Annotated in this window: 17 protein-coding genes, 1 tRNA gene and 1 pseudogene; 12 read left to right on the top strand and 7 right to left on the bottom strand. The window is 52.7% G+C overall.

The features are described from left to right. The first annotated feature begins 1 nt into the window (after position 1). From murD to BN4609_RS00815, 11 genes are all read left to right on the top strand, one after another. Positions 2–1,333, top strand: coding sequence for a UDP-N-acetylmuramoyl-L-alanine--D-glutamate ligase (gene murD / locus BN4609_RS00865; RefSeq protein WP_068854923.1), 1,332 nt, complete (start codon positions 2–4; stop codon positions 1,331–1,333). Between the two features lie 40 nt (positions 1,334–1,373). Continuing rightward, positions 1,374–2,678: an FtsW/RodA/SpoVE family cell cycle protein gene (locus BN4609_RS00860; RefSeq protein ID WP_068854922.1), complete on the top strand. Its 1,305-nt coding sequence runs from the start codon at positions 1,374–1,376 to the stop codon at positions 2,676–2,678. Between the two features lie 58 nt (positions 2,679–2,736). Then, positions 2,737–3,855, top strand: coding sequence for an undecaprenyldiphospho-muramoylpentapeptide beta-N-acetylglucosaminyltransferase (murG, locus tag BN4609_RS00855; RefSeq protein WP_068854921.1), 1,119 nt, complete (start codon positions 2,737–2,739; stop codon positions 3,853–3,855). 25 nt (positions 3,856–3,880) lie between these two features. Then, a complete protein-coding gene (gene murC, locus BN4609_RS00850; protein ID WP_021993043.1) occupies positions 3,881–5,257 on the top strand; it encodes a UDP-N-acetylmuramate--L-alanine ligase in 1,377 nt (458 codons plus the stop codon). Continuing rightward, entirely contained in the window at positions 5,254–6,156 is a 903-nt protein-coding gene (locus tag BN4609_RS00845) for a cell division protein FtsQ/DivIB (RefSeq protein ID WP_068854920.1), read from the top strand. Before murC ends, BN4609_RS00845 begins: the two co-directional genes overlap by 4 nt. Before the next feature lie 30 nt (positions 6,157–6,186). Next, positions 6,187–7,632: a cell division protein FtsA gene (gene ftsA, locus BN4609_RS00840; protein ID WP_068854919.1), complete on the top strand. Its 1,446-nt coding sequence runs from the start codon at positions 6,187–6,189 to the stop codon at positions 7,630–7,632. 20 nt (positions 7,633–7,652) lie between these two features. Continuing rightward, positions 7,653–8,984 carry a cell division protein FtsZ gene (gene ftsZ, locus BN4609_RS00835; RefSeq protein ID WP_068854918.1) on the top strand — a complete coding sequence of 444 codons (1,332 nt, stop codon included), beginning with the start codon at positions 7,653–7,655 and terminating at the stop codon, positions 8,982–8,984. Positions 8,985–8,996: 12 nt separating this feature from the next. Continuing rightward, positions 8,997–9,446 carry a GatB/YqeY domain-containing protein gene (locus BN4609_RS00830; RefSeq protein WP_021993039.1) on the top strand — a complete coding sequence of 150 codons (450 nt, stop codon included), beginning with the start codon at positions 8,997–8,999 and terminating at the stop codon, positions 9,444–9,446. A gap of 264 nt (positions 9,447–9,710) precedes the next feature. Next, on the top strand, positions 9,711–10,148 hold the full coding sequence (gene aroQ / locus BN4609_RS00825) for a type II 3-dehydroquinate dehydratase (RefSeq protein ID WP_068854917.1): 438 nt from the start codon (positions 9,711–9,713) through the stop codon (positions 10,146–10,148). A 40-nt stretch (positions 10,149–10,188) separates the two neighbouring features. Then, a complete protein-coding gene (locus BN4609_RS00820; RefSeq protein ID WP_021993037.1) occupies positions 10,189–10,827 on the top strand; it encodes an O-methyltransferase in 639 nt (212 codons plus the stop codon). A 24-nt stretch (positions 10,828–10,851) separates the two neighbouring features. Continuing rightward, the gene (locus BN4609_RS00815) at positions 10,852–12,273 is read left to right on the top strand and encodes a T9SS type A sorting domain-containing protein (protein WP_068854916.1); all 1,422 of its coding nucleotides are present in this window, start codon (positions 10,852–10,854) and stop codon (positions 12,271–12,273) included. Between the two features lie 82 nt (positions 12,274–12,355). Here BN4609_RS00815 and BN4609_RS00810 read toward each other — a convergent pair whose 3' ends face one another. The 6 genes and pseudogenes from BN4609_RS00810 to BN4609_RS00785 all read right to left on the bottom strand — a co-directional run bounded on the left by BN4609_RS00810 (position 12,356) and on the right by BN4609_RS00785 (position 16,234). After that, positions 12,356–12,622 (bottom strand): DNA alkylation repair protein, encoded by a 267-nt coding sequence (locus BN4609_RS00810; protein WP_068854915.1) that lies wholly within the window; start codon positions 12,620–12,622, stop codon positions 12,356–12,358. Further along, positions 12,606–12,803, bottom strand: a pseudogene (locus tag BN4609_RS17290) (transposase); the annotation flags it as partial. The pseudogene BN4609_RS17290 and the gene BN4609_RS00810, both read right to left, overlap by 17 nt. Positions 12,804–13,023: 220 nt before the next feature. Continuing rightward, positions 13,024–13,593 (bottom strand): DNA alkylation repair protein, encoded by a 570-nt coding sequence (locus tag BN4609_RS00800; protein ID WP_084791300.1) that lies wholly within the window; start codon positions 13,591–13,593, stop codon positions 13,024–13,026. A gap of 113 nt (positions 13,594–13,706) precedes the next feature. Then, positions 13,707–14,636 (bottom strand): TPM domain-containing protein, encoded by a 930-nt coding sequence (locus BN4609_RS00795; protein WP_068854994.1) that lies wholly within the window; start codon positions 14,634–14,636, stop codon positions 13,707–13,709. Positions 14,637–14,647: 11 nt separating this feature from the next. Then, positions 14,648–15,241 (bottom strand): LemA family protein, encoded by a 594-nt coding sequence (locus BN4609_RS00790; protein ID WP_021993033.1) that lies wholly within the window; start codon positions 15,239–15,241, stop codon positions 14,648–14,650. Positions 15,242–16,159: 918 nt separating this feature from the next. Then, positions 16,160–16,234: transfer RNA gene (locus BN4609_RS00785), tRNA-Arg, on the bottom strand. Between the two features lie 131 nt (positions 16,235–16,365). Between BN4609_RS00785 and BN4609_RS00780 the strand changes: the two genes are divergently transcribed. Next, a complete protein-coding gene (locus BN4609_RS00780) occupies positions 16,366–18,858 on the top strand; it encodes a TonB-dependent receptor (RefSeq protein WP_068854912.1) in 2,493 nt (830 codons plus the stop codon). A 287-nt stretch (positions 18,859–19,145) separates the two neighbouring features. Here BN4609_RS00780 and BN4609_RS00775 read toward each other — a convergent pair whose 3' ends face one another. After that, a complete protein-coding gene (locus BN4609_RS00775; protein WP_068854911.1) occupies positions 19,146–22,352 on the bottom strand; it encodes a 3-keto-alpha-glucoside-1,2-lyase-like domain-containing protein in 3,207 nt (1,068 codons plus the stop codon). Positions 22,353–22,410: the final 58 nt, after the last annotated feature.

Genomic DNA, 22,410 nt, shown 5'->3' with positions numbered 1-22,410 from the left:
TATGAGTAGAATCGTAGTTCTGGGAGCCGGAGAGAGTGGAGCCGGCGCAGCCGTATTGGCGAAAAAAGAGGGGTTCGACGTGTTTGTAAGTGACATGTCCGCCATAAAGGACAAGTATAAGAAGATGCTCGACGACCATGGCATAGAATGGGAGGAAAAGCAGCATTCGGAGGACAGGATTCTGAATGCCGACGAGATAATAAAGAGTCCCGGCATACCTAAAGAGGCTCCGATGGTGAGAAAAGCCGTGGAGAAGGGCATCGGAATAATAAGTGAGATTGAGTTCGCAGGACGTTACACGTCGTCGAAGATGGTGTGCATAACGGGCAGCAACGGCAAGACCACTACAACGTCTTTGATTTATCATATCTTCAAGACAGCCGGACTGGACGTGGGACTGGCAGGAAACATAGGCAACTCGCTTGCCTTGCAGGTGGCTGAGGATCCGCACGACTGCTACGTGATAGAGCTTAGCTCGTTCCAGCTGGACGACATGTACGACTTCCGTGCCAACATCGCCATATTGCTGAACATAACGCCCGATCATCTCGACCGTTATGACAATTGCATGCAGAATTATATTGACGCCAAGATGCGCATACTGCGCAACCAGACAGAAGACGACTGTTTCATATACTGGAACGACGATCCTGTGGTGACGAAGGAACTGCCCAAGTATGACGTCAAGGCTGCAAAATATGCTTTCTCAGAGACAAGGAACGACGCATGTGCCGCATTCATAGACAACGGGACATACGAGATAGTGAGTCCGGGGCATTTCGCCATGCCGCAGGAAGAGCTGTCGCTCAGAGGCAAACACAACATGTACAACTCCATGGCTGCCGGTATTGCCTCCATGGCGGCGGGAATCGACGGCGCGACACTGCGCAAGTGTCTGGGTGACTTCCCCGGAGTGGAGCACCGTTTGGAGAAGGTTGCAGTTGTAGACGGTGTGCAGTATATCAACGACTCAAAGGCAACCAACGTGGACGCATGCTGGTATGCGCTTGAAAGCATGACCGCTCCGACGGTTCTTATCATCGGTGGAAAGGACAAGGGCAATGACTACAACGAGATAAAGGACATGGTGTTGAGGAAGTGCAGGGCGTTGGTGTATCTCGGAGCGGACAACACCAAGCTTCACAAATTCTTCGACGGACTGGGTCTTCCGGTACGCGACACCGACAACATGAGTGATTGTGTGAAGGCGTGCCGTGAGCTGGCACATACCGGAGACACTGTCCTGCTGAGTCCGTGTTGCGCAAGTTTTGACCTGTTCAGGAACATGGAAGACCGCGGCGAGCAGTTCAAGGCTCTTGTACGGGCACTGTAGGCGGGCGTTATAGGATTGAAACAAACAAAAGAAATCGGCTATGAACAAGACTTTTGGAAACATATTCAAAGGCGACAAGGTGATATGGATGGTCTTCTTTTTCCTTTGTATCATCAGCATAATAGAGGTTTATTCTGCCTCTTCGCAGCTGACATACAAAGGCGGAAACTATGTCGCGCCTGTCCTGAAGCACATAAGCATTCTGCTGATGGGCATCTTCTTCATGGTGGTGACGCTTAATATAAAGTGCAAGTATTTCAGAATCGTCCTGCCGCTCATGCTCGGTCTGTCATTCGTGGCGCTCATAAGCGTCTATATAGTGGGGCAGATGACCAACGGGGCACACCGGTGGGTGACGGTGATGGGCATTCAGTTCCAGCCGTCTGAGATAGCCAAGGGCACACTTGTACTGGCTGTGTCGCAGATTCTGAGTGCGATGCAGACCGAGAAAGGAGCCGACAAGCAGGCTTTCAGATATATATTGACAGTATGCATGTTCTTCATTCCGCTCATCATGCTTGAGAATCTTTCCACGGCGGCATTGCTTTGTATAGTGGTTTTCATGATGATGCTCATAGGACGTGTGCCTGCTACACAGCTCGGGAAACTGCTCGGAATAACTACTCTTTTCATATCCGGTGTCTTCGCAATGGTCATGTTTTTCGGCACGGACAGGCAAAGGGAGAATTCCGTGTCCGACGTTGACACGACGCAGGTTGTCGCCGAAAACGATAAGGAGGAGTCAGTGGTGGAGAAGGTGTTCCACCGTTTCGACACGTGGAAGGCACGTATAGATGATTTCATATACAACAAACCGCTTAAAGCGGAGGAGGTGGATCTTGACAAAGACGGGCAGTGGGCACATGCCAATATAGCGATAGCGTCATCCAACATTACCGGTAAGGGACCGGGAAACTCTGAGGAATGCGATTTCCTTTCGCAGGCGTTCTCTGATTTTATCTATGCCATCATAATAGAGGAAACGGGTATTTTCGGTGCGGTGTTCGTGGCGATGCTATACATTATATTATTGTTCAGGACTGGACGGATAGCCAACCGGTGTGAGAACAACTTCCCGGCGTTCCTCGCCATGGGGCTTGCGCTCCTGCTTGTGACGCAGGCTCTTTTCAACATGTGTGTTGCCGTGGGACTCGCTCCGGTGACTGGCCAGCCGCTTCCGCTTATAAGCAAGGGCGGTACTTCTACTATTATAAATTGTGTATACATAGGAGCCATTCTGAGCATCAGCCGTTCTGCAAAGCGCAGAGGGCAACAGGAAGAGAAACCGGAAGCAGCCGGTGCGATGGTGGACGATGTGATGCGGCGCGGAATAAAAACCGCGTGATGAATTCTATTATTGTGAGAAAATGATTAATTTTGTCATTTGAAAGAGGTGAATCAAAATGGACAGAGAGCAGAAAGAACTTAGAATAATAATAAGCGGAGGCGGAACAGGCGGACATATATTTCCGGCTGTGTCTATTGCCAACGCCATAAAGGCAAAGCGTCCGGATGCGAAGATACTGTTTGTCGGTGCTTTGGGCAGGATGGAAATGCAGCGCGTGCCGGCGGCAGGATACGATATTAAAGGTTTGCCGATATGCGGTTTCGACCGCAAGAACATGTTGCGCAACGTCATTGTGCTCTATCGCATATGGAAAAGTCAGCGCATGGCGCGTAAGATAATAAAGGAGTTCAGACCTATGGCGGCTGTGGGTGTCGGCGGATATGCAAGCGGTCCGACATTAAACCAGTGTGCCTCAATGGGTATTCCGTGCCTCATTCAGGAACAGAACTCTTATGCCGGTGTCACAAACAAGCTTCTCGCGAAAAAGGCAAAGCGTATTTGTGTGGCTTATGAAGGCATGGACCGCTTCTTTCCGGCAGACAGAATAGTAATCACCGGCAACCCTGTCAGGCAGTCGCTTATAGAGAACAGCATGAGCCGGGAGGACGCTGTCAGGTCGTTCGGACTCGATCCTCAGAAGAAGACAATACTTCTTGTGGGAGGCAGTCTCGGCGCACGTACGGTGAACGAAAGCATCATGCAGCATCTTGACTTGGTGGAGAGCAGTGGCGTGCAGTTCATATGGCAGACCGGAAAGTATTATAACGCCGCCATTATGGAGCAGCTTGGCGCGCATAAAGAGATGCCTATGCTGAAGGTGACAGACTTCATCAGCGACATGGGTGCGGCTTACAAGGCTGCCGACCTGGTGATAAGCCGTGCGGGAGCAAGCTCCATCAGTGAGTTCTGCCTTATAGGAAAACCGGTCATCCTTGTGCCTTCCCCCAATGTGGCGGAGGACCATCAGACAAAGAATGCGATGGCTCTTGTAAACAAAGATGCGGCTCTTTATGTGAAGGATGCCGACGCTCCGCATTCCTTGTTGGCATTGGCTGTCGACACGGTCAAGGATTCCGACCTCCTTTCAAGGCTGAGTGCGAACATCCGCAAACTCGGAAAGGAGAACTCGGCGGAAGTCATCGCTGATGAGGTGATAAGGCTTGCGGAAAGCTGAACACTGTCTTTTAACATAAAAGAATATGGAACTTAAGGATATAAAATCTGTATATTTCATCGGAGCCGGAGGCATTGGCATGAGTGCCTTGGCACGTTACTTTATGCACAAGGGTGTTGTCGTGGCTGGCTATGACAAGACACCGTCCGCGCTTACAGCCCAACTTGAGAAGGAAGGCATGCTTCTTCATTATGAGGAAGATGTCGACTCAATACCTCAGGCGTGCCGCAATGCTTCGTCATGCCTTGTCGTTTATACTCCGGCAATACCTTCCACGCATAAAGAGCTGGTGTTTTTCAGCGAGCATGGTTTTGAGATTGAAAAGCGCGCACAGGTCCTCGGCACACTTACAAGAACCCATAAGGGATTGTGTGTAGCCGGAACTCACGGCAAGACAACGACGTCTGCAATATGTGCGCACATCATGCATCAGAGCCATCTTGACAGCAACGCGTTCCTCGGAGGCATTCTGAAAAACTACGGAACAAACTATATTCTTTCACGCAACAGCGATTATGTAGTGATAGAGGCAGACGAGTTCGACCGCTCTTTCCATTGGCTGCGTCCATGGATAAGCGTCATCACTGCCACCGACCCTGACCATCTCGATATTTACGGAACCAAAGAGGCGTATCTCGAGAGTTTCAGACATTATACGACTCTTATACAGCAGGGCGGCGCCCTTATCATACATAAGGGTCTTGAGATGCGGCAGCAGGTGCAGGAAGGTGTGAGAGTGTACGAATACAGCCTTGATTCCGGAGACTTTCATGCCGAGAATGTAAGAATCGGCAACGGAGAGATAACGTTCGATTTCGTATCTCCGATAGAGAATGTGAGTAATATCGGGCTTGGACAGCCTGTACCGATAAATATTGAAAACAGTATAGCCGCAATGGCGATGGCGCAGCTTTGCGGATGCACGGCAGAGGAACTGAAGTACGGACTGAAGACCTATCGTGGTGTGGAAAGGCGTTTCGATTTCAAGATAAAGACCGACAAGCTTGTCTTCCTTTCCGATTACGCACATCATCCGAAGGAAATCTATCAGAGCGCGCGCAGCATACGGCAGTTGTATTCCGACCGTAAGATAACGGCGATATTCCAACCGCATCTTTACACACGTACCCGTGATTTCTACAAAGACTTTGCTGATGCGCTGAGCCAGCTTGATGAAGTGATACTCTGTGACATCTATCCGGCGCGCGAACAACCCATACCCGGAGTCACGAGCAAGCTTATCTACGACAATCTGAAGCCCGGAGTGCAAAAGAGCATGATACACAAGGAGGACGTGCTTGACCTTGTCAAAAGCCGTGACTTCGATGTGCTGGTTGTTCTCGGAGCCGGAGATCTGGACAATTACGTGCCGCAAATCACAAAGATACTTGAGTCCAAGTGAAGCTGAACTGGAAAAGAACATTCATCATTCTGACCGATGTAGTGCTTGGCATTTATATCGTTCTCGCTTTCACCGCGTTCAACAAGCCCGATGAAACGGCTAAGAAATGCACCCGTGTGAACATTTCAATAGCCGATGAGAGCAACAACGGCTTTATAACTGTCGCCGAAATAAAGAAGCGTCTTGTCGCCGGTGGCATTTATCCAAAGGGACAACCATTGCGCTATGTCGACGCCCGCAAGATAGAGGAACGCCTGAAGATGAGTCCGTTTGTGAAGACAGCCGAGTGCTACAAGACTCAGGACGGGCAGGTGTTCATCAACATCACGCAGCTGTTGCCGGTCATACGGATAAAGGCGGACAACGGTGATGATTATTATGTTGACGACAAGAACAGCGTCATGCCAAACTCATCGTACGTCAGCAACCTTATTATCGCAAGCGGAAGTATCACTCCCGGTTTTGCGACAAACTACATATCCCCTATGGGAAAGACGCTTATGGCGAACGATGTGTGGCGTAATCTCGTCGAACAGATACATGTTCTTCCTGGAGGCGGTGTCGAACTCGTCCCGCGCGTCGGCGACCATATCGTATACATCGGACGTCTTCCGGATTTTCAGAAAGGCGTAAGTCATGAGAAACTTATATCCGACTACGTCTCGAACAAGATGACACGGCTGGTCAAGTTCTACAAGTACGGACTCTCACATGCCGGTTGGAACAGGTACTCTTACGTCAATCTCGAGTTCGACAATCAGATAATCTGCAAGAAACGTCCGCACAGGACGGTAGTCTACAAGCCCCATCCGGCACCTCAGACCGTCAATGCCCATCCTTCGGAAACAACCGTCAAGCCGGCTGCCGGACGGCAGGAGAGGACTCAGAAACAGCAATAAACCGAACACAAGAAAAAAACATTATAACGTATGGCAAATGAATTTATAGTAGCAATAGAGCTTGGATCATCCAAGATGACCGGCATGGCAGGAAGGAAAAACTCCGACGGTAGCATATCCGTTATTGCTGCCGTGAAGGAGGATGCCGCCTCTTGCATACGCAAAGGTGTCGTTTATAATATTGACAAAACAGCCCTATGCCTGACCAATATCATCAACAAGCTGAAGATGATTCTCAAGACGGAAGTGGCTCAGGTATATGTCGGAGTGGGAGGAAGGAGCATCCACAGCGTGCGTAATATAATACAGAAAGACCTGCCTTCAGACACCATTGTGTCGCAGGATCTTGTCAATGAGATAATGGACATCAACCGTGGAGTGACTTATCCCGACTATGAGATACTCGATGCCATAACGCTCGAATACAAGGTTGATTCCCAATACCAGATTGACCCCGTAGGCATACAGTCCTCACACATTGAGGGCAACTTCCTCAATATACTGTGGCGGAAGTCGTTCTACCGCAGTCTGAACAAATGCTTCGACAATGCCGGCATCGCGATAGCTGAAATGTATCTCTCGCCTCTTGCCATGGCTGACGCTGTGCTTACAGAGACCGAGAAACGCTCAGGGTGCATGCTCGTTGACATTGGAGCCGACACGACCACCGTATCTGTATACTATCGCGACATACTCCGTCACATTGCGGTCATTCCTCTCGGCAGCGGCAACATCACGAAAGACATCGAGTCGTTGCAGATGGATGAGGCTGAGGCGGAAAGGATGAAGCTTAAATACGGCAGCGCATACACCGACAACGCCGACATAGACAACACCCTGATGCTTCCTATCGACGCGGAGCGTTCTGTAGACAACCGCACCTTCGTCGAGATTGTCGAGGCGCGGGTCAAGGAAATAGTGGAAAACGTATGGGCGCAGGTGCCAAACGAATATTCCGACAAGCTTTTGGGAGGTATCATCCTCACAGGAGGAGGCTCCAATATGACCAACATCGACGTTGTCTTCAGGCAGACAACACACATCGAGAAAGTGCGTGTCGCCAAGTTCGTGCATGCAAGCATAACGCCTTCATCGCCCAAGACGGTCATACCGCACGACGGAACGATGAACACCATATGCGGACTTCTTCTTAAAGGAGACATGAACTGTGCAGGCGAGGCAATATCAGACGACATATTCGGAAGCGCGCAGCAGAATGCCCAAAGCAACAGTGCGCAGCGTCAGCCTTCCGCTCCCGGCGGTGGTGTCATCAACCGTAAGGAAGAGGAGGAGCGTCGCCGCAAGGAGGAGGAAGAACGCCGCCGCAAGGAGGAAGAGGAACGTAAGGCTCAGGAAGAGAAGGCTGAGCAGGAACGGCTCGAGCGCGAGGAGCAGAAGAAAAACTCGTCAACCAATAAGTTCAAGGAGTCAATGAAGAAGTTCTTCAAGTCGCTTGTGGCTCCTGAAGATCAGTAAACCGGATAAAACAAAATATTATGGATCACAATAATACAAGCTCCCCGATGGTGGATTTCGGACTCCCCACGAAGGAAAATACGATTATAAAGGTAATCGGTGTAGGCGGAGGCGGCGGCAATGCTGTCAATCATATGTACCGCCAGGGCATTCACGATGTGTCGTTTGTGCTCTGTAATACCGACAATCAGGCTCTTAACGACTCTCCCGTTCCGGTGCGTCTGCAGCTCGGCAAGGAGGGACTCGGAGCAGGCAACAAACCGGAAAAGGCACGCCAGGCAGCCGAAGAGAGCATAGAGAGCGTGAAGAACATGCTCAGCGACGGCACCAAGATGGTGTTCATCACTGCCGGTATGGGCGGTGGAACAGGCACCGGCGCCGCTCCGGTGATAGCGCGTATATCAAAAGAACTCGGCATCCTCACTGTCGGAATCGTAACCATCCCGTTCCGTTTCGAGGGCGCGCGCAAGATAGACCAGGCTCTTGACGGTGTCGAGGAGATGGCAAAGCATGTCGACGCGCTGCTTGTCATCAACAACGAAAGGCTGCGCGAGATATATCCCGAACTGCCTGTGCTCGAGGCGTTCGGCAAGGCTGACGACACGTTGAGCGTAGCGGCGCGCAGCATAGCCGAGATAATCACCAACCACGGACTGATAAACCTCGACTTCAACGACGTGAAGACTGTCCTTAAAGACGGCGGAGTGGCAATCATGAGTATGGGTTACGGTGAAGGCGAAGGACGTGTGCGCAAAGCCATTCAGGACGCCCTCAACTCGCCATTGCTCAACGACAACGATGTGTTCAACTCGAAGAAGATACTGCTCAGCATCAATTTCTGCAACGAGAACGGTGACAACTCCGGTCTTATGATGGAGGAGATGAATGATGTCAACGACTTCATGGAGCGTTTCGGCAGCGATTTTGAGATAAAGTGGGGTGTGGGCATAGACTCCGAACTGGGTAAAAAGGTGAAGGTGACCATTCTTGCCACCGGATTCGGAATAGAGAATGTGGACGGCATGAACAAACATCTGAAGAAACACACTCAGGAAGAAGTGGACCGCCTCGCACGTGAGGAAGACAACAAAATCGCGCTTGCCAACCGGCGCGACCGCTATTACGGACGTGACGGAGGCAACATGCAGAACAAGCGCAGACCACATATCTTCCTCTTCTCACCGGAGAGTCTCGACAACGAAGACATCATCCTTGCCGTCGAGAACACGCCTACATACAAGCGCACCCGCCAGAAACTCGACGAGATACGCCAGCTTTTGGTGGCAAAGGCTCCCGTGCGCGACGAGAAGGACAGCGGCGAACCCATACAGGGATTGATAAGTTTTACTTAAAAACAACATATTATGACACTTTTCGATAAAGTAAGCGAAGACATAAAAGAGGCTATGAAAGCCCGCGACAAGGTGCGTCTTGAGACGCTGCGCAACATAAAGAAGGTATTCCTCGAGGCAAAGACAGCTCCGGGAGCCAACGACACTCTCGAGGACGCCGATGCGTTCAAGATACTCCAGAAGCTTGCCAAGCAGGGACGGGAGTCAGCCCGCACTTATACAGACAACGGCCGTCAGGATCTTGCCGACGCCGAACTCGCGCAGGCGGCAGTCATAGAGGAGTATCTGCCGAAGCAGCTCGGCGAGGACGAGATAGAGGCTGAGGTGAGGAAAGTCATCGCCGATACCGGTGCCCAGAGCATGAAAGACATGGGCAAGGTCATGGGCATTGTCTCTAAGCAGCTTGCCGGACGCGCTGACGGCAGAGCCATCTCGGCTGTGGTGAAGCGTCTGCTCGCCTGATTGTCTTACGCAACAGAATGCAAGCTCCGGTCGCTGTCACGCGGTGCCGGAGCTTTTCTTTGTCTCACATGCCGTCAGGCTTGTCTTTTATCATATACTTTACGGATATATTTGCATTATAATCCTAAAAAGGCATACTGTGCCTGTGATATTCAGAATTATTTTCCTTATTTTTGCATTATCATAACTGTCGCCGTGTGCATCATGCCTTTTTGCATGCCTTTATTCACATCCCGACGACACTCTGACCCAAAAAACGACATTATGAAAATACAGATTATAAACGGTCCCAACCTCAATCTGCTCGGCAGACGCGAGCCCGGCATATACGGCAACCGCGCGTTCGAGGACTGGCTACAGACGCTCCGCGCGGCTTATCCCGATGTGGAGTTCGGCTATTTTCAGAGCAACATAGAGGGCAAGCTCATCGACATGATGCAGCAGACAGGCTTCTCCTGCGACGGCATAGTGCTCAACGCCGGAGCCTACACCCACACAAGCATAGCCCTGCAGGACTGCATACGCTCGCTCGACGCACCCGTCATCGAGGTGCATATATCCAATGTCCACAAGCGGGAGGAGTTCCGTCACCGTTCCATGATTTCGTGCGCGTGTGCCGGAGTCATCTGCGGCTTCGGTCTCGACTCCTACCGTCTTGCAGTGGAAGCGTTGATAGGCATCGCCCGTCAGAAAGGAACGTAGGCTCGGAACGGCTTTTATGCAGATATCAGACAATAAGGAAATGGACACCACACTCGAATCATACATACTCAGCCACATCGACCCGGAGGGCGACTACCTGCACCGTCTCTACCGTGCCACCAACATCCACACCATCCACGGACGCATGGCGAGCGGACATCTGCAGGGGCGTCTGCTCAAGATGCTTGTCACAATGATACGTCCGCGCAACATTCTTGAGGTGGGCACGTTCAGCGGCTACAGTGCCATCTGCATGGCGGAGGGACTTGAGGAAGGCGGCAAGGTGTGGACGTTCGAGATAAACGACGAACAGGAAGACTTCACCCGCCCGTGGATAGAAGGCTCGCCCGTGTCAGACAAGATAAAGTTCATCATCGGCGATGCCATAACCATGGCTCCCAGTCTGGGCGTTGTGTTCGACATGGCGTTTGTCGACGGCGACAAGCGCACGTACGTCGAGACTTACGAGATGGCGATGTCTGTCCTGCGGCGGGGCGGATACATCATCGCCGACAATACTCTCTGGGACGGTCATGTGACCGACCACGCCTACGACCGCGACAGTCAGACGGCAGGCATACGCCGTTTCAACGACCATGTCGCAGCCGACCCGCGTGTGGAGAAGGTGATACTTCCGTTGCGCGACGGACTTACCATAATAAGGAAAATAAGCGAATAACAGAAACCATACTATTATATCATTATGAAGAAAACCATTACCAAGACTGCAATCATGCTGTCGCTGCTCGTTGCCGGAGCCGCAGACCTCTACGCACAGTCGGCAATCTACGCATGCGGACACATACGACGCACACGCGAGACAGCAATAACCAATCTGAAGAACTCGGGCTACACCACGGCAATCCTCTTCAATGTGAACGTCGAGAAAGACGGTTCGCTCACTACAGACTTCAGTTGGGACACACAGACTGCCGCCGAGGCGGGAGGCATAATATGCCAGAACGGCGAGTATGTGTTCGACAGATACCAGCCCCACTATGTGGACGACATCAAGTCGCTCGTCACACAACCCACCACCATAAGCCGTCTGGAGATATGCATCGGAGGCTGGGGCAACGGCTCATACGGCAACATCCGCGACTTTATCAACCGTTACGGGACGGGCGAGGAGACCGTGCTCTACAGGAACTTCAAGGCTCTGAAGGAAATGATACCGGAGATTGAGGCTGTGAACAACGACCAGGAGCAGGACTACGACGTCGAGACTGCCGTGAAGTTCCACCGCATGCTCGCCGATATAGGATACAAGACAACTGTCGCTCCCTACATGAACAGAAGCTACTGGCAGGTGCTTGTCAGACGCCTTAACGAAGTGCCGGGCACCTGCGACCTCGTTTATCTGCAGACATACGGCGGCGGTGCGGGCAACGATCCGTCCGACTGGAAGGTGTTCGGAGACATTCCCATGTACATAGGTTACGACTGTGAGGCAAGCGGAAACCTCTCCGAGATGGAGAGCCGCTTCAAGAACTGGCGCGACGCGGACGGTGTTCAGGGCGGATTCCTGTGGAACTATAACAGCGAGGCGCGCAATGTCAATGAGTGGGCGACGGCAATCAACCGCATATTCCCCACAAAGACGGTAGACAAGGCTGCCGCGCGCTTCTATCAGGACATTAACTACGGAGGATACTCGGTTACGCTGCCGGAAGGCTCTTTCAGCCGGACGGAGATGGCGCTTTACGGCATACGCGCCAACGACATCACTTCCTTCAAGCTTCTGTCAGGCTATAAGGTGACGATGTATTCGGGCGACAACTTCGACGGAGCGTCAGTCACGTTCACCGAAAGCAGCTCATGGATAGGTACTGAGTGGAACGACCGTGTGTGCTCTATGAAGATAGAGTCTGTCGGTACAGGCATAGGCGGCGTTGACGCAGACGCTTCCGACGCACTCGCGGCAAGCCTTGGCGCGGACGGCACTGCCGTAATTGTGAGCGGAGCCGCAGCCGGCAAGGTGGAACTGTACAGTGTGGCAGGCGACAAGGTGTGTGAGACTGCGGTGTCGGCTGACGGCAGTGCGGAGCTGTCAGTGGCGTCGCTTCCGGCTGGATTGTATGTGGTGAAGGCTGCCAACGGTTCGGCAAAGGTGCTGAAACGCTGACAGTCTGCGTCGGCATAAGCACTTTTTCCGGAGCCTGCGCACAGGTGTCTCCGGGCGTGAAAGCCACATGCCCTGAGTCACGTCAAGGCTGCGGACACATGGCAAGCCACTGCTTGCGCTCTCTTTCGTCCATACGCTCTATGGCATAGCGCAGGGTGGTGCGGCTCATTCCGTCATAATTCTCTTTCAGAAAAGCGCGCAGCATGTTCATGTCGCGCTTTCCCATTTCCCTGAGCATCCACCCCACGGCTTTGTGCATAAGGTCGTGGGGATGTTTTTTCAGTCTCTCCGCATAGCGCAGCACATATCTGAAGTCGCGGGTCAGTAGATTTTTAGTGGGGATAGGCATACAGTTTAGCAATACGGAATAAGAAAAACTTCTTGTCAACAACTCCCCTGAGATTCGCTCTGAAGAGTTTGATTTTAGCGTTGAATGATTCAGCGAGCGCATTTGATGAACGGTTGTTGTAGAAGTTGAGGATTTCATCATAATGCTCATAGAAGGTGGCTGCGATAACATCAAATGAGTGGAANAAACCTTTGGACTCAAAGTGCGCGTCATTGCCTAGTTCCGGATTCATCTTCTCGTCCAGGCTGATGTGTATCTCTCCGGTGGTTTGCTCAATGCCAACTATCGAAAAGTAATCCAATATCTGTGTGGGCAGTACGATACCGGCCAACATATTCAAATAATCTTTTTCCATACTGCAAAGTAAAGGACTTTTCGATTTTCTTACAAATTTATCCCCACTAAATTTCTACTGACCCGAAGTCGCCCCTGCGTGTCGGTTCGATGGTCGACACCATCGCTATGCGCTGTTCCCACATGCACGTGCTGTCAGCAAGACGGTCCATCACGGCTGTCTTTTCCTCCTCCGTCGACACAGCCGGTGTGACGAGCCAGAGTCCCGTTATCTTTCCTGCGGAAAGGTCTACAAGGTCCCAGTTGTTAGCCTGACGTGCGTGTCTGAGATAAAACCTCACAATTCTCTCGCGCTCCTTCATGCCTGCCGGTTTGTCTGTCATGCCGCGCAGAGTCAGCTGTCTCATCTGTTCGGCAAGTATGAGCAGTCCGCACAGCCTTATCTCATGCCATGGCGAGTATATCAGTTTCTCCGTTTCCTCCATCTCCATGTCTGCCGCCTCGGCAACCACACTACGTGTCTGCGGCACCCGTATGCCCAGAAACTCGTCGCCCTCGCCATACTCTCCCGGGGCGGTCTTGAAGAATCTCATCAGCGTCTCGCGCTGTCTTTCGTCTGCCATAGCCTTCATGCGTGCCGTCACTTCGGCTGCAGTGTCCATTGTCGTTATTCGCATTGTTCTTACGGTTTTGTCTAACCACGGACCGGTCCGGGTTAAAATAAAAAGTTGCAGCGTTTCTCCTATGATGTCAGAACGCTGCAACGTGATGTCATTGTCTCATGTCATTCCTACCAGTTGGAGTCTGCTCCGCCTCCTCCCGAGTCACCCCCACCGAAGTCACCGCCTGAGAATCCGCCTCCTCCGAAGCCTCCTCCGCGTCCGCGCCCGAGCAGCGAGCCGAGGAGAATGCCGTTTAGAAGTGCCCCCGTACTGTCTCCGCCGTCGTCGTCAAGACGTGTGTGCCTCACGGTGATATGCCCGCATTTGTCGCACACAAACACGTCCTTTCTCACCCGTCCGCCGTCCTCTGCCCTGAAGATGTCGCTCGACATCTTGCGCAGCCCAGCCTTGCCGCAGCGCGGACATCTGCGTGTGCGGCGGTTGATTATTCCGGGCATGATTATCACAAAGATTATGGCGATAATCAGAAAAATCACCCCTCCTACTGGAAAACCATCGTCTGTGGGTGCGTCAGGCTTCATGCTGTCCTTCAGTCTTGCGTACACGGCTTTCGCGCCTGCCGTCATGCCCGTGTCCCAGTCGCCTTTCCTGAAAGCCGGAATCATGTGGCGTGTCTGTATGCGCTTGCATGCCGCGTCGGGCAACACGCCCTCCAGACCATATCCTGTGGTGAAACGTATGCTGTGACGGTCGGCAACGAAGAGTATCAGAAGACCGTTGTCGCTCTTCTTCTTGCCCACGCCCCAGTGGCGGAAAAGGCGGTGTGAGAAGTCGAACGGATTGTCCTCGCCTATCGACGGCAGCATCACAACGCACGCCTCTATGCCTGTCTCGTTCTCCAGACGGCTGAACAAGGCGTTGATGGTGTCGCGTGCGGCAGGCGACAGAATGCCCTCAGGGTCGCTCACGTGCAGCCGCGTGTCGGTCAGTCTGACGTTGGGCACATTCTCAACCTTGTATGCACGCACGCTGTCCTGTGCCGCCGATGGCGTCACCCACGCCATGATGCATGCCATTAATATAAATATGTGCCTCATTGCCTGCATTGTCAGAATTTCACTTCAGGTGCTTTCTCCGAGCCTTCCTCAGCCTCGAAGTAACTCTTCTTGTCAAATCCGAAGAGTCCGGCGAGAATGTTTTTCGGGAAGCGGCGTATCGCCACGTTGTATTCCTTCGCCGAGTTGTTGAAGTCGCGGCGTGCCACTGTGATGCGGTTCTCCGTGCCTTCGAGCTGTTCCTGCAGGTTGATGAAGTTCTCGTTTGCCTTCAGCTGCGGATAGTTCTCAGCCACCATGAGCAGACGTCCGAGTGCCGCCGAGATATTGCCCTGCGCCTTCTGATACTGGGCGAGCTTCTCCGGAGTGAGGTTGTCGGCGTCGAGCTTCATCTGTGTTGCCTCGCTCCGCGCCTTCACCACGTTCTCGAGCGTGCTGCTCTCGTGCGCTGCGTAGCCCTTGACCGTGTTCACCAGATTTGGAATGAGGTCGGCGCGGCGCTGATACTGAGTCTCCACGTTTGCCCAGTTGCCGTTCACCTTCTCGTCCATAGACACAAGTCCGTTGTATCCTGTCACACACCACACAACCAGAAGCAGCACCACTGCTCCTGCGATAATCCATCCTAAATGTTTCTTGAAGTTCATAATTATTTTTCTGTTTGTTGGTTTTGCTTTATTACTGATATATTTTTTGTTTGAAAAAATACCGCCTTCCGGTGCGTCATTTAATTGTTGGGCTTGGTACGTGACGCGGGTTGTCTTCTACAAAGATACGTATATTATACTGTTACATCCTAAGCTCGGCACATCTTTTTAGTTTTTTTAGTAACAAAACTCGTGCCGTTTGCTATAATCTGACACGTCATGCCGTATGAGCCGCGATGCCGTCCTGTCCCTATATAATCGCCGTCCCCCAAAAGTAGAGACGCAAAATCTTGCGTCTCCCAAGGGAGTTTGCGCAATGAGTAATAGCATGATATACTTATGATATATGCGCTCCTTGCTTGTGAGACGCAAGATTTTGCGTCTCTACTTGGTTAGTGTACCAATGTTGTATGCACGCTGTGACGTTCCGGGGGATGCCCGGAATGAATATGTGTTACGTACCATTGCCTCGGAACATTCATCCAACGTCAACTCCGCATGTACGTGTTATTTGCATGCGGACGTCTCTCTGACCGCAAATTCGCGAGTATTCGGTGATTTTGCTAATGCTTTGTCTGTCAGCCTTTTATATTATATGCCATCGAAAAACATACTCCGTTACATTGCCAAACGGGCTTTTCCGCATTGCCAAACGGGCTTTTCGGGATGACGGAAAGGCTTCTTTCGCGGTGCGGAACACACTTTCCTGCAACGCGGAACAGCCTTTTCCGCGCTGTGCATACGGCTGAACCGCAGTGCGGAGTGTACGGAATGTCGCCATAAAAGGCATTATCGCGCCTTTCGGACGAGTCTCCGGTGTGCTGTAGTTTCTCTTTCGCTGATTTGTTTTGTCTTGATTTTTTACTTCCGGTTTTGTACAATCACGCAAAACCTCAAGTGTGTCCGGCGCTCTGCCTGTGGTACTCCCACCGGGAATCGAACCCGGATCAAAGGTTTAGGAAACCTCCGTTCTATCCATTTAACTATGGGAGCCGCTTTTCAGGATGCAAAGTTACAATTTTTTCGGAGAATAACATTAAAATTACACAGACATTCTTTCATAAGATATTTTTTTATGTTAAAGAATTAAACCTCCTCGTGCCTGTTACGTCAAAAAGACCGTTATGAAGCGAATTTTAATCTTTTTATTGCTGTGTATGAGTGTGAGCACTCTATCGGCACAGGGATTTGTTAAGGGAAAAGTGTTGGATAAGCAGAATTCCGAACCGCTCGGATTCGTCAACGTAAGGATAACGCAGAAGGCTTCCGGAGCATTTGTGGGAGGCGGGATGACCGATTCCGAGGGCAACTTCACGGTGAAGAACCTGAAGAACGGAGCCTATGTGCTTACTCTCACGTTCGTGGGATACAAGGAAGAGACGCGCGACTTTGAGCTTACGGCAGACTCACCCAAGAAAACATTCACACGCATATATATGTCGGAAAACAGAAACGAGCTTGCCGGAGTGACCATCACGGGGCAGAAATCTACAATGAAGCTGGAGGTGGACCGTAAGTCGTTCGACGTCACGCAGCTCATTTCAAACAGCGGAGAGGCGGCAAGCGACGTGCTCGACAACATTCCTTCGGTGGAAGTGGACAACGACGGCAACGTGTCGCTCAGAGGAAACAGCAGCGTGGAGGTGTGGATAAACGGCAAGTCGAGCGGCTTGACGTCGGACAACAGGGCGCAGATTCTGCAGCAGCTTCCGGCTGAGAGCATAGAGAAGATAGAGGTGATAGACAATCCGTCGGCGAAGTTCTCGGCTGAGGGATCGGCTGGTATAATAAACATTGTGCTCAAGAAGAACCGCAAGGCGGGCTATTACGGCTCGCTGCAGGCGGGCGGAGGCACGCGCGGAGGAGCAAACACAAGCTTCAATATAAACTATAACAGCTCCAAACTCGACGCATACGCCAACATCGGCTACCGTCACCGTTCCAATGACGGACGCTCGGAGAGCGACCAGGTGTTCACCAACACGGGCGAGTACCAGCGTTACCGGGGCACGAGCAAGAACATGGGCAACAACCTGTTCACACGCGCCGGCATCACGTGGCACGCCACAGACAAGGACGACATCTCGTTCAACGGAATGATGATGTTCGGCGGCGGAAAGAACAGAAGCGACATACCGTACCGCTACGGAACCGTGGGCGACGGGTCGGACTCGCGGATGATGCTCAGAAGAACGCGCAGCAAGGACGACATGAGGATGTTCTACGGAGAACTGAACTACCGCCACAACTTCTCGGACAAGCATTTCATAGACTTCACCATAGACGCCAACAAGTGGAAAAGAGACAACGACAACTTCTATCAGGACTCCACCGTGTACTACAGCGAGGAACGTCCCACGGAGTATGATTACCAGTACCGCCCTATGTACATGAACAACAACCGCTGGGAAATGAAGCTCGACTACGAGAATCAGATAAACGACCGCATGAAGGTGGAGGCTGGATATCAGGGCAACTTCTCGCATGAGAACAGTCCGCAGGAGTCGTTCGTCGACGAAACAAGCTGGGACGGAGCCAACAGTGTGGAGGATAAGGACTACTTCAACAGGTTCATCTACGACATGGACCTGCACGCGCTGTATGCCACGTTCAGCTATAAGCTGGGCAAGCTGGGCGTGATGGGAGGTCTGAGAGGCGAGTACTGGAAGGTGAACACCGAAAGCTACACGTGGGAACAGGAGCACGACGCATCCAAGCGCGACCCCGCGTTCAAGAAGGACTACTTCCAGTTGTTCCCCAGCCTGTTCCTCTCTTATCAGCTCACGGAGACGCAGCAGCTCCAGCTTAACTACACGCGGAGGCTCCGCCGTCCGTGGGGCGGACAGCTCAACTCGTTCCGCGACACGCGCGACGCTACCATGGTGTCGTTCGGAAACCCCGAACTTACTCCTGAGTTCAGCAACTCTTTCTCGCTGAACTATCTCAAGACATGGAACGACCATTCGCTTCTCGTGAGCGCATACTACCGCCCCACGAGCGACGTTATACAGCGCATAAACTATCAGAGCTCCACCGACGGACTGATGTATTCCACGAGTGTGAACGTGGCGAAGAGTCTCAGCTCGGGTCTCGAGGTGGTGCTGAAGAACAAACTGTTCCGCATTCTCGACCTCACAACGACCGCCAACGCCTATTATTACAAGCTCAACGGATTCAGCTACGACATAGACGGGCAGACCGTTACGGGCAAGGGCAACGACAACTTCACGTGGAACGCGCGCATGACGGCAAGCCTCATCCTGCCGTACGACATATCGGTGCAGGCTACCGGACGCTATAACGCGCGTCAGGTGATAACGCAGGGACACCGCAAAGCCAACTACAGCGTTGACCTCGGAGCACGTAAGAACTTCTTCAACAAGGCTCTCACCGTGGCTGTAAACTGCCGCGACCTGCTCAACTCACGCAAATGGGTGAACTACACCGAGAGCGACACGTTCACAAGATACCAGATGAACAAGCGCGGAGGACGCAATGTCAATCTCACGGTGACATGGAACTTCGGCAACATGAAGGCTAAGAAGAAGCCTCAGAAGGAAAGCGGCATGCCAGATTACGGAGGCCAGCAGTATGGCGGTGAAGGCGGTGAAATGTGATGGAGGGTCAACTCCGAATCAGTTTTTAGACTTCATCAGAGTTTCGCGCTGCTGTCAGACAGATTGTTTTCCGTTTTTGTCGAAGATGTAGCGGGCTACATCGAGCGGAAGCGGGAAGCAATATGGCGGCGGCAGTGCGTAAGAGTGATGAAGAGCGTAATATTAAATGAAATAAAAATACAGGCGGTCTAAAGACCGATTCGGGTTTAATTCGCTTTATACGTTATATATGAAAAAGCCACCGGCACGCGCGAGTGTTCCGGTGGCTTTGCTTTTTCTGTGTGACGTCAGCGTCTTTTCGGTTTCTTGTTCAGGTCGAGAATGCGCACGTTCCTGAACATTATGCCCGGTCCGTGACCGCAGAAGCTGATGTAGCCTTCCTTGTTGAAGAGTCCCGGATGGTTCTTGTGGTCCACGGTGTAGGGGTTGTGCCCGCTGCCGTCTGGCGACACGTTGTGTCCTTTGCATGCTTTGCGTATGTCGCCGTCGAGTATCACCTTGCCGTTCACCGTCACCTTCACGCGGTCGCCTTTTACACGTATCTCTTCAGAATACCATGTCCCCGGCTTGTCAAACCTGAAATGTTCCGGAACGATTATGCCGTATACCGCGCCGTGCTGCTGGTAGGGCTGCAAGCCGTTGTATATCGGGTCGTCGTGGTCGAGAATCTGTATCTCCATGCCGTCGTATGCCGCGTCTGTTCCGATGTTTGTCCTTACGCCCACTCCGTTGTTCACTCCCGGGCGGTCGAAACGGAAGTCGAAGCGCAGCACAAAGTCGCTGTACTTCTTCTTGGTGTACAGATTGCCGCTTCCGCCGTAGTCTGCCGTGACGTAGATGTTGCCGTCCTTCGGCACGTAGTTGGTGGTGTTGCCCTGCCATTTGTCGAGCGAGCGTCCGTCGAACAGCACCTCATATCCCTCCTCACGCTCTTCGGCGGGCAGTATGAACACTGGGGTGCCCGGCAGTTTGCGTATGCGCGTGTATCTCACAATGAGCGAGTCGTTGCCCGCCTGGAAGCCTATGCCTCCGGCGTTGTTGAGGCTTTTGCCTTCCTTAGGGTTTGTAAGGACGGCGTTGGTTATGAGTTCCTTGCCGTTGACGCTTACATATACGCGGTCGTCAACGACCTTTATGTCGGCTGAGTTCCATTCTCCCACGTCGCTGTAAGGGTGCCACTGCTGGCTCTCACCGTAGAGTCTCACTCCCTTTTCCCTGTCGAACGTAAGCACGGACATGTCGCGCAGGCTCACCTCAAGGTCGTCGCCGCTCTTCCAGTCGAAGCTAAGGTTGAAGTTCTCGAACTTCTCTTTCATCTTCCAGTAGCCTCGGCGGTTCATCTTTGTCCTGCCTGTCGACAGCGAATATCCTCTCGGCGAGCGTTTGGCGAGCAAGCCTTTAATCTGGTCGACGGCATAGAGCGCGTCGTGGTTCTCCACCTGCCGTACGTATGTGGCTATGCTCTGCTCGAGCATTTCCTTCACGTGTCTGCCTCCGTTGAGGTCGTCGTGCGAGGCGACAATGTCCTTTATGCATTCCGCCGCCACGTCGGCATATTCGTCGGAGTCGTAATACCGTCTCATGTAGCCGAGTGCCTGAAGGGTCTGTGTGTTGCCTATGGCTTTGAGGAAACGGTTGCCGAGCGACTCTGACGCGCCGCTCTCCATTCCTGCGACGAGCATGAGATAACGCTCTACGGGTGTCGCCTCTACCGTGGAAGCGAGGTCGAGATAGCGTGACAGTATCTTGTCGCGCGCCTCACCCTGACGCTTGTCTTTCGCCATGTCGAGCATTATGGGCAGCATCTTTACGTTTCTCACCTCGAGCAGGGCAGCCTGCGCCTCTTTCGTTCCGGCTTTCCGGAGAATATCTATCGCCTCGGCGGAGTTCGTGTTTGCCAGTATGCGGTAGTAAAGTCCGGGCTTTGCAGACGCCTCCATCGCCTTCTTCGTAGTCTCGAACGCCTTTTCCGGAGCAGTCCTGCTGTTTGTCCTGATTATCGCGTCCTGCAGTCTTGCGGCATCACCGGCACCGGCTTTGTCGAGCAATGCGTACATCCGGCTGAGCTCGTCAGTGCCAGCCACGTTGCCGAGAGCGTCGTATGCGGCGGAGCTTATCTCCTTGTCGGGTGATGAGGTGAGCGCGATCACCTTGTCGAAAGCGTTGCGCATGGCTTTTGCAGAGACAATCTGCAGCACGTCTTTCACCACATTGCCGTCGTCGGAGTCGAGTGCCTGCACCATGGCTTCCCTCATGTCGCCGTTGAAGTAAAGCAGAGCAGCCTTCGCCTCCTCGGAGTCAGGTGTGCCGAGAAAGGCGGTGAGAGCCTCGAGCGACTGCTCTCCACCGAGCCGGGCGGCGGCTTTCATCGCCTCTGAACGCAGTGTTCCGCTGCTTTTCTTCAGTGTCTTGAGCACCACGTCCGTATAGTTCACGGCATTGCTTTCGCCTATCAGGCGCACCACGTCGGTCTGTGCGTCATAAGGAAGACGTGCCATCGCCTTTGCCATAGCGTCGAAAGCGGTGGGTCCGCAGTATTCCGGTCCGTATTCAAGAGCCGTGTTGCGGTATGCGGCATCGCTGTCGCGCAGTGCCTTTATGAATGTTTTTATGCCGTCGTTCCCTTCGGCTCTGAGTGCCAGACGCAGTCCGGCGCATCTTATGGCGGATGTCTCTGATTTCATGAGGCGTCTTGCCTCTTTGTCCACAACGGCTTTGTCGTCATCGCAGATGCGCTCGAGCATCTTGATGTATGCGTCTGTCGAGCGTGTGCCCTCGGGTTTGTAGCCTGCCGCCTGAGCCGCTTCCGCAAGGATGTGAAGCATGTCTGCCGGAGCGACGGCGGCTATGGCGTCGTATATCGCAGCCTTTGTGGCGTCGTCGGCACCGTCTGTCCATGACGCGAGAAGGTCGCTGCATTCTGTCAGTCCGCACGATTTTATGAGTTTTGCGAGCACGGCGCGCTCCGCGTCAGACGTCCTTACAAAACCCGCGATGGCTCCGCCGGAGTCCTTCATGCCGCTTATGGCGGCGACGGCGGCGTCTTCCAGCTTTTTGTCATTGGCAATGGCGATGAGGTCGGGCAGGTCGGCTGGCGTGGCACAGAGCGCGAGCGACTCGATGAGAAAGCGTTTCTTGCGCACGTCACCGCTTCTTCCTATGGCAAGCTTCAGCCCTTTCCGCACCTCGTCCCGGTGTCTGCCGCCTTCCGGAGTCATCACGTAGCTTGCCAGACCTTGCAGCGCGTACTCGCCGGCTGAGGCTTTCCCGTCGCCGTAGTTCATCGTCGAGGCAATCTGCAATATGCCCGCGCTTCCCGTGGAAGCCATCTCTCCCATGAGCAGGGAATACGATTTGCTGTCCTTGGCAGGCATCTGAGCCAGGGCGTCGGCTATGACAGTCTCCGGCGTTCTGTTCCTGCTGTCGGTCTGTGCGAGGCTTTGCGCCTGTGCGAAGAATATTGCCGCAATCAGTATAATCAGGTATTTCTTCATCTTTCTTTTTGTTGTATAAAGTACAGTTACATTATGGTTTTGAGTTGTAAAGCATTTT

It is taken from the genome of Leyella lascolaii, from assembly GCF_900079775.1.
GTDB lineage: Bacteria > Bacteroidota > Bacteroidia > Bacteroidales > Bacteroidaceae > Prevotella > Prevotella lascolaii.
The sequence above is the reverse complement of the archived record's forward strand: the minus strand, read 5'-3'. Positions and strand labels throughout refer to the sequence as shown.